Genomic DNA, 5,785 nt, shown 5'->3' with positions numbered 1-5,785 from the left:
GCCGGCTCTCCTCTAGCGAGCAATATGGCAGAATCAACCATGCTTTGAGTCTGGCGCATAATGCTTTCTTTGGTCTGAATGAGTCTGTGAGGTGTAGCTATAACATTGTCCAGTTCAAGCAATGGATTATCCGCCTGCAACGGTTCCTGCTCAAAGACATCGAGCCCAGCTCCAGCAATCTCACAATTCTTTAAGGCCTGGTAGAGAGCCACTTCATCGATAATCGCACCGCGGGCAGTGTTTATAATAAAGGCTGATGGCTTCATAAGTTTAAAGGCTTCTGTACTGAAAAGGTGGCGTGTTCCAGCGGTTAGAGGACAGTGAATGCTGATGTAATCGGAGTATTTAAGCATGTTCTTGAAGTCTATACAAGTTATGCCTATCTCATTAATTTTTGATGAATCTATGTAAGGGTCATAAACGTTGATTTTCATACCTAGTCCCTTTGCAATTCGAGCTACATGGCGGCCAATACGTCCAAATCCCACGAGACCTAGAATCTTGCCATACATTTCTGTGCCCAAAGCGTGCATGTGCTCCGCTGCATGTACGTTCTTATTCAGTGTTATAAGGTGACGCGATAAGGCCAACATGAGCAACACAGCCGATTCTGCCACTGAGATATGGTTGCCTGGAGAAATAATCACTTTGATTCCCATTTTGGTTGCGGCTTCTACATCAATATGGTCCACTCCCACTCCGGCTTTAATGACAGCTTTTAACTTTCTACCCTTCAAAAGCAGTGTTTCATCTACCTTATAGAGGCGTATTAGGAGAACGTCCACTTCGGGAAGCCATGCTATAAAGGCCTCTTCCTCATCTGGTGAAAAATATCTAACGGTGCCCCACTCATTAAGGAGTCTCAGAATAGCCATAACTTCTGGCCTTCGATCCACATCTAATACTGCAAAATTCATAATACCGCCTCCACCGTTAAAGATCCTGGCAAAGGGATACGAGTTTATCATATTCGCCTTCGTGCATGTTGTAGCAGTGTTCAGGCCCTGGATATATCTGTTTGCGGACTTCGCTAACGAAGGTTTTGGCAGCTGCCACGGCTATTTCTTTAAGGTTCGCGTACCGTTTAGCAAAACGTGGCGTCCTTTCAAAAAAGCCAAGAAGGTCATAAAGGTTGATCATGGGAGAGTCGCTGTAAGGGCCAGCTCCGGTTCCTAAGAATGGGATAGAGAGCTTTTCATATATAATTCTGGCCACTTCTTGGGGAACAGACTCTACGACGACGGCTACCGCTCCTGCCTTTTCAAATTCAATTACGTTCTTGATGAGTTGGTAGGCTGCTTCGGCATCTCTTCCTTGGGTTTTATATCCTCCAAGCATATTTATGGACTGGGGAGTGAGTCCCGTATGAGCAACGACCGGAATAGATGCCTCAGTAAGACGGCGAATGAGTGGAACTATCTCTGCACCGCCCTCGATCTTTACGCTATCCGTTCCTGCCTCTTTGAGGTACCGAATAGCATTTCTAACAGCCTCTTCCCCAGAAACTTGGTAGCTTCCAAAAGGCATGTCCCCCATGATAAAAGCGGTGGGAGCTCCCTTGCGGACAGCAATCGCATGCTCAATCATTATGTCAAGCTTTGCCCCAAGAGTATCTTCATTTCCAAAGGTAATCATGGATATGGAGTCACCCACGTTTATAATATCAATGCCAGCCTCTTCGGCGATGCATGCCATCGGATAATCGTAAAGAGCGGTACGAGGCATTTTTTCTCCCTTTGCTTTTTTTTCGTAGAGGTACGGAACTCCCTTGCGTTTCATTATGCATTCCTCCTTAATAGTTGTTGTTTATATTTGTTAAAAAGAGCATAGAGAATTGAAGCCACACTAAGAACAAAAAGTACGAGAGAGATGGGTCTAGTGAAGAAGATCGCGTAGCTTCCATTTGAAATAATTAACGACTGCCATAGGGCGTCTTCTGCAATCGGGCCAAGTATAATTCCCAGTACAATCGGGGCGAGGGGAAAATTAAAATGCTCTAGAACGACACCTATCACTCCGAAGCCCAGCATGAGCGAGACATCCATAAAGCTATTCTGGATAGCGTATGAACCTGCAACGCTGAACACGATTATGAGAGGTACTAAAATTTTATTAGGAACACGCAAAACCTGAGGAAAGATTTTGAGTCCAGCCAGCCCCATGACAAACATGATGACGTTAGCGACAAGGAGGCTCATTATAAATCCATAGACAACATCCGGCCTCCCGGTAAAGAGCATAGGACCAGGGTTAAGACCATGGATGAGGAGTCCGCCAAGAAGTACTGCGGAAGCCGAGTTTCCCGGGATACCAAGAGTCAGAAGAGGCACAAGGGATCCACCAACAACGGCATTATTGCTTGCTTCAGATGCAGCAACCCCTTCGATAATACCTGTTCCGAAAGTTTCTGGACGGTCAGATTTTCGCTTTGCTTCACTATAACTTACAAAAGAGGCAATATCAGCCCCTGCTCCAGGAAGAATTCCAACAATAGTTCCAATGATAGACGAGCGCAAAAGAGTCTTGCGAATCGAATGGAGTTCCGTCCATGAAGGAAGCGCGTTTCCTATAAGGTTCGACTTTGCAGGAACAGCATTTTTACTATCCGGCTTAAGGCAAAGCCGCAGAGCCTGAGAGAAAGAGAATAATCCAATAAGCGCCGGAACAAGAGAAACGCCATCATAGAGGCCAACATTGCCAAAAGTAAATCTTGGAAAACCTTCTATTGTGTCAAAACCAACCGTTGCAATTAATAACCCAAAAGCACCAGCGAGGAAGCCTTTAATGAGGCTTTTATCATCGGAAAGAGAGATTATGATTGTAAGGCCGAGAACGGCTACCATAAAATATTCTGGAGGTCCAAAGGACAGAGCAAAGGATGCTAGAGGTGGAGCGAGAGAGAGAAGGATCACTGCGCCGAAGATGCCACCAATAAAGGAAGAAACAAGAGCTATCCCTAGCGCTTTTGCTCCCTGTCCTTTTTGCGTCATAGGATATCCGTCAAATACAGTTGCGCAAGATGCAGCTGTGCCAGGGGTTCTCAAAAGTATGGCAGAAATAGATCCTCCATAAACAGACCCATTATATAAGCCACCTAACATGGCGAGACCTGCTATAGGAGACAAAGAAAATGTAAAGGGAACAAAAAGGGCTATGCCCATTGTGGTAGACAATCCCGGCATTGCACCTATGATGATGCCGCAAAAGGTACCGATACCTATAAGTAACAAGTTTGTTAAGCTAAAAAAGCTAACAACACCTAGAGCTATATTTTGAAGAAGATTTATACCCATATTAATATTCCTCCATAATCACTAAAGAGAGAAAGGGAAACGGGGCAGGGGCACCCCTAAAACATAGGCAAAAAGTATAAATATGACCGCAGATGCCCCTACTGATATTGCGGCAATTGTTGCAATTCGCCGCACTCCTAACACTGCCATGCTTGCGCTTGTGTAAATAAAAGTAGATACCACATATCCTAGCCTGGGGATTATAGCTAAATATATTGCCGATAAAACAAAGATTATCACTGGCTTGATCGAGAGAGAAACAGATGCTCCTTCTTTTTTACGCCAGGATTCTATTCCCCACAAAACTGAAAGTACGAAAATAAACATAAGGATCCGTTGTGGAAAATATGCTGATACTTCTGGAAATCCGAGTGTGTGAACGTATAATGCAATTGAGGTGCCGGCAAAAAACATCGCAAGCAGAACATCAAAATTGAAAGACATGACAAACTCCTCTTATATTTTTAAATTCAATTTTTGTAATTACAGAGCTTCGCATTTTTTAGACACCATCATATATTCGGGTAATTTACACTTTTGAATATTGATACCCTATTGCTAATCTGCACTTTCAAGAAGTTGGCGGATGACTTCGCTCTCTTCTGCCAGCTCTTTAGCGTAAGCATCGGGGTCTATGTATTCAAAGGTTTGCCCCATATTTTTAACAGTTTTCAAGTAATCTTCGTCGGTAAGAGCTTTTTTAAAGGCTTCGCGCAAAGTAGTGAGGATCTCGGGATCTAATCCCTTGGGGGCGACGATTGCCCTGCTTGAACTTGAGATAACCCCGTAACCTTGTTCTTTGAAGGTCGGAACTTCGGGCAGTTGCTCGTGGCGCTTTTCAGCCATTATTCCAAGAAGACGAATCTGACCTGACTGTACGAATGGAATGGCTTCATCAACATTGAAGGCAATGAGTTTGACGTGGTTTCCTAAAACGGCAGTACGGGCAGGGCCTGCTCCCTTAAAGGGAACATGGTTTAGGCTGATGCCGACTTCCTTCATAAAGAGCAGAGCTGCAAGATAGTCATCAGAAAACTGTCCACTAGATCCTATTGTAAGAACACCAGGGTTCTCTTTGGCCATGGAAATAAGGTCATCTAGGGTTTTAATTTCAGAGTTTGCATTTACACCAATACAGTGCTCACTACCACCAGCGGGGGCAATCATCTCAAAATCTTCATAGGCATAACTTGTCTTTCGAGTGTAAATGTTAATGAAGAACACGGGGATATTAATCATGCCTACTGTATATCCGTCTGGTTTAGCGCGGGCTATTGTTGAAAAACCTATTTCTCCGTTACCACCTGGCTTATTGACTATAGCGAGGGTTCCACCCAAATACTTGTCCACGTAAGGTTTGAGATTTCGGGCAGAAATGTCAGTGCCGCCTCCAGGAGAGTATGCAACGATAAAACTTACCGCGCTTTCTGGATATTTGGCCTCTGCTGGAAAAACAGTTGAACAAAACACTATCACTAAAGCTACCAATGACATTGCAAATATCTTTTTCAATTATCTCCCTCCAGAGCTTAGTATATTAGCGACTTTTAAGGTTAAAACTATTTGTACCACTGCCGCCTTATTGATAAAACCTTTTCTATTTCTGAAAAATCCTTATTTTTGAGACCATCGAGAATAATAGCGTGACGTCTGTGAAAGAGTTCGACTTGGTCATCGCTACACATATTATTGAGAAGCGAGAGTCGAATTTGATAATAGAGGGAACGTAGAATATTTTTAATAAGGGAAAAATCTGTTTTCTCAAGCAAAAACATGTGAAATTCCATATCCAAATCTGCAAATCCAACAGTTCTAAGCCATGAATCCTTTTCGGCAATCATCCTTTTTTCTTTTTTCATATGCCCATCCAAAAGCGCGAAATCTTCCTTGTTAAGCCTATCTCCCGTAATCAAATCTTCAAACATTCTCAATTCAAGCATTGTGCGAACTTCCATAATTTCTCTCAGTTCTTTTTCTGTATGCTTCGCTACGAACCAACCTACTCGTGGCTTCGCTACAACAATACCTTGATGTTCAAGCTCTTTAAGTGCCTCTCGCACAGGAGATCTGCTTACATTCAACTCTTCTGCTATATCACGTTCGACTATCTGGTCCCCCTTTCTGTACGAATCACCACAAAAAATCTTGCGGCGTAGGTAATCCGCAATATAGTGATTCAGGTTTTCTGGTAAAACAACCTTTGCTTCTTGATTCACAAGAATCCCTCCATATGCTTGGTGGTCTACTGTCGACCAACAATGATTATAATAAGTAAATAAGAAAAGTCAAGTGCTCAAAATTGTCTCATCTAAAACCTGCTAAAACCTGGATTAAAACCGAAGCCTGTATCCTTCGTTCAATGGCTCAAGATTAAAAAAGTGCCTCAAAGAAGATAAAAGGGGCGCATAACGGGGGTCATTTTAAAGAGAGCGGTTACAATAGGGGCCTTCCTTTATGCTATCGAAAGGAAGGCCCCATCACGCACGATATCA

Annotated in this window: 6 protein-coding genes; all 6 read right to left on the bottom strand. The window is 43.3% G+C overall.

Annotation, left to right across the window (positions count from 1 at the left end; all coding sequences use genetic code 11):
* The coding region (locus Q7P41_RS00030; protein ID WP_303881030.1) for a phosphoglycerate dehydrogenase at window positions 1-917 on the bottom strand (917 nt) is incomplete at its 3' end.
* 16 nt (window positions 918-933) lie between these two features.
* A complete protein-coding gene (panB, locus tag Q7P41_RS00025; RefSeq protein WP_303881026.1) occupies window positions 934-1,779 on the bottom strand; it encodes a 3-methyl-2-oxobutanoate hydroxymethyltransferase in 846 nt (281 codons plus the stop codon).
* On the bottom strand, window positions 1,779-3,293 hold the full coding sequence (locus Q7P41_RS00020) for a tripartite tricarboxylate transporter permease (RefSeq protein ID WP_303881025.1): 1,515 nt from the start codon (window positions 3,291-3,293) through the stop codon (window positions 1,779-1,781). Before Q7P41_RS00020 ends, panB begins: the two co-directional genes overlap by 1 nt.
* A 21-nt stretch (window positions 3,294-3,314) precedes the next feature.
* Window positions 3,315-3,737 (bottom strand): tripartite tricarboxylate transporter TctB family protein, encoded by a 423-nt coding sequence (locus tag Q7P41_RS00015; RefSeq protein ID WP_303881021.1) that lies wholly within the window; start codon window positions 3,735-3,737, stop codon window positions 3,315-3,317.
* A 114-nt stretch (window positions 3,738-3,851) separates the two neighbouring features.
* Complete coding sequence (locus Q7P41_RS00010; RefSeq protein ID WP_303881019.1) at window positions 3,852-4,805, bottom strand: tripartite tricarboxylate transporter substrate binding protein; 954 nt, start codon at window positions 4,803-4,805, stop codon at window positions 3,852-3,854.
* A 47-nt stretch (window positions 4,806-4,852) separates the two neighbouring features.
* Window positions 4,853-5,509: a GntR family transcriptional regulator gene (locus Q7P41_RS00005; RefSeq protein ID WP_303881017.1), complete on the bottom strand. Its 657-nt coding sequence runs from the start codon at window positions 5,507-5,509 to the stop codon at window positions 4,853-4,855.
* Window positions 5,510-5,785: the final 276 nt, after the last annotated feature.

Source organism: Acetomicrobium mobile, assembly GCF_937920065.1.
Note: the sequence above shows the minus strand (reverse complement) of the source record. Positions and strands in the feature narration are given on the sequence as shown.

Excerpts from the sequence above, each read along its gene's own strand:
- panB (WP_303881026.1), bottom strand. The coding sequence starts at position 1,779 with ATGAAACGCAAGGGAGTTCCGTACCTCTACGAAAAAAAAGCAAAGGGA.
- Q7P41_RS00020 (WP_303881025.1), bottom strand. The coding sequence starts at position 3,293 with ATGGGTATAAATCTTCTTCAAAATATAGCTCTAGGTGTTGTTAGCTTT.
- Q7P41_RS00015 (WP_303881021.1), bottom strand. The coding sequence starts at position 3,737 with ATGTCTTTCAATTTTGATGTTCTGCTTGCGATGTTTTTTGCCGGCACC.